The sequence below is a fragment of the Pseudoalteromonas sp. Z1A6 genome (assembly GCF_011378745.1).
Lineage (GTDB): Bacteria > Pseudomonadota > Gammaproteobacteria > Enterobacterales > Alteromonadaceae > Pseudoalteromonas > Pseudoalteromonas arctica.
In genome coordinates, this window is record NZ_WTKW01000503.1 from 1 (window position 1) to 2,174 (window position 2,174).

The following is a 2,174-nucleotide window of genomic DNA, read 5'->3' on the forward strand; positions in this document are numbered from 1 at the left end:
CGTTACTGGCAAGATATCGTAAAAGGTATTCAAGCTATGTCATGGTATAAAATGGCTAAACCTAGTAACGAGTTAGAAGAACAATTGGTTGCTATTAAAGCATTAATTCCATGTTTCTTTCACTACGCTGATGCTAAAACACCAGATAACTCTAACTACATTAAACTGCTAAGCAAGCCTAAACGTACTACAACTACAACAGGTAAAACTCAGCGTAGAGGTAAAGAGTCTGCAGAAATTTTAGTAGACCGTGCTCTAGCTGCTGACGATATTCCTGAACACATTCGCAGTAAACGTGATTCAATTGTGAGTGAAGTACAAAAAGGTCGCAGCGTAAACGAAACAATTAGCCTTATGCGCACTATATTCGGCTAAAACCTTCTAATTTAGCCGTACTTTTATGGTGCGGCTAGGTTAATTTATGCACCAGCAATGTGCGCAACATCTTCCTTCATGTTATACCCCTTCCCTATTCATAAAATGCAAGCTCATGTTTTTTAATATATAAAAATAATTTTTAGTAAAAATAATGAAGCTGGCACATACAGTGCAATTATCCCGTTAGTTAAACAATAAAAAGCCGTCAGCCTAAAGGTTCCGATTACATAATAAAAACCTTGGCGAGCAAAAATCATATAACGGGAAATGGACATGCTAAAACTAAAAAAAACCATCGCTATAAGTGCTATAGCATTAATGGGCGCAACATCTTTAACGTCAACAGCCGTACATGCTGAAGTAACTGCTAATGCAGCGGCAACATCAAACTACTTATGGCGTGGTCAAGAGCAAACTGGGGGCGATGCAGCTATTTCAGGCGGTATTGATTATGCCAATGAATCGGGCTTTTATGCAGGTACTTGGGCTTCAAATGCATCGTGGGCAGATGAAATGACCTATGAGCTTGACTTATATGCAGGCTTTGGTGGCGATATTAACGAAAGTGTTAGCTACGATGTTGGTTATATTTATTACGCTTACCCAGACGCAGCTTCTGAAGCAGACGCAGATTTCTCTGAAATTTACGGTAGCATCAGTGTTGAAGGCTTTACCTTTGGTGCTTCTGTATTAGCAACATCAGCTGCAAGTGGTGATGGTACAGACTTTGGTGATTCACTTTACCTGACAGCTGACTACGGTTTTGCTGTTGGCAGTAACGGCACTGAAATGGCACTTCACTTAGGCCATTACTCTGGTGATTTTATTGGCGATGATAATATCTTAGATTACGGTGTATCAATTTCGAAAGACGGTTTTACTTTTGGTTTGTCTGATACAGATATGGATGATTCAGATATTAAAGCTTACGTTGCTTATTCTGTAGACTTTAATTTATAAGAAAGAATGTGTTACTTGCTGCAACACGAAGGGCCTTTTGGCCCTTTTCTCGTTTTATAGCTGTTTTGCCTTAAATGGTACCTTATTACATTGTACTTCTACTGTTTTAGGGTACCAAGCTGGGCCGATTTGATTCACAACCACCTCAGCTAAACCATTAGTAAACGATTTATACGTATGAGCGCTTTGCCATTCACCTTGTGGGCAATGTGTTGTTAAATCTAACGGCTCTGATCCCTCGTACAACGCAAGTGCAAAATTATGATGCCACTGTGAGCTTTTTAGCGTTTTATTGCTTACTTTGCTTTGTGCTCCGTTATCAAAGTAAATATTTGTACATCCCGTTAAAATAATCAGTGTGCAACCGGCTGCAAGTAGCTTGATACTCATAATGTTTCCCCTATTACTTGCTCTTGGCACCACACTTTAATGGTATGGGGCGAGTATATTCCAAGCGTAATTAAACTCAGCGCTCCATCACTAAACGTTTGTTGTGACTGCATTTGAATAACCGGTGTATTTGAACATATTTGTTTTACGTCTACGCGTTGCTCGCCTACCAATCCCCAAAAGTAAAATGAGCGACTATCTTCGTAATTAGCTTGGCTCGTTATTTTTGCTGTTGCCTGTGGCTGAATGGTTACCGCAGAACAAGCACTCAGGCTTAATGCTATCGCCCCTATAATTAATGGTTTCATACTCTTTCTTATAAACTAAATACCAGTAAGGTAACTTTATAAGAGAACATAAAATATTAGCGTAAAAAGCTGTGGGGAATATGTAGAAACGCTATGAAGTTTTATACAGTTTATTACACATAAAGGCCGCATAAATGC

3 protein-coding genes and 1 pseudogene are annotated in these 2,174 nt (G+C 39.1%); 2 read left to right on the forward strand and 2 right to left on the reverse strand.

The features are described from left to right. Both GQR46_RS18925 and GQR46_RS18930 read left to right on the forward strand, forming a co-directional pair. A pseudogene (locus GQR46_RS18925) lies at positions 1-375 on the forward strand (hypothetical protein); the annotation flags it as partial. Positions 376-651: 276 nt separating this feature from the next. Then, entirely contained in the window at positions 652-1,338 is a 687-nt protein-coding gene (locus GQR46_RS18930; RefSeq protein ID WP_024591363.1) for a TorF family putative porin, read from the forward strand. Between the two features lie 54 nt (positions 1,339-1,392). Here GQR46_RS18930 and GQR46_RS18935 read toward each other — a convergent pair whose 3' ends face one another. Continuing rightward, on the reverse strand, positions 1,393-1,728 hold the full coding sequence (locus tag GQR46_RS18935) for a hypothetical protein (protein WP_165729094.1): 336 nt from the start codon (positions 1,726-1,728) through the stop codon (positions 1,393-1,395). Further along, positions 1,725-2,036 (reverse strand): Bor family protein, encoded by a 312-nt coding sequence (locus GQR46_RS18940; protein ID WP_165729093.1) that lies wholly within the window; start codon positions 2,034-2,036, stop codon positions 1,725-1,727. The genes GQR46_RS18935 and GQR46_RS18940 overlap by 4 nt, the downstream gene beginning before the upstream one ends. Positions 2,037-2,174: the final 138 nt, after the last annotated feature.

Coding starts and splice junctions, on each gene's coding strand:
- GQR46_RS18930 (WP_024591363.1), top strand. CDS start 652: ATGCTAAAACTAAAAAAAACCATCGCTATAAGTGCTATAGCATTAATG.
- GQR46_RS18935 (WP_165729094.1), bottom strand. CDS start 1,728: ATGAGTATCAAGCTACTTGCAGCCGGTTGCACACTGATTATTTTAACG.
- GQR46_RS18940 (WP_165729093.1), bottom strand. CDS start 2,036: ATGAAACCATTAATTATAGGGGCGATAGCATTAAGCCTGAGTGCTTGT.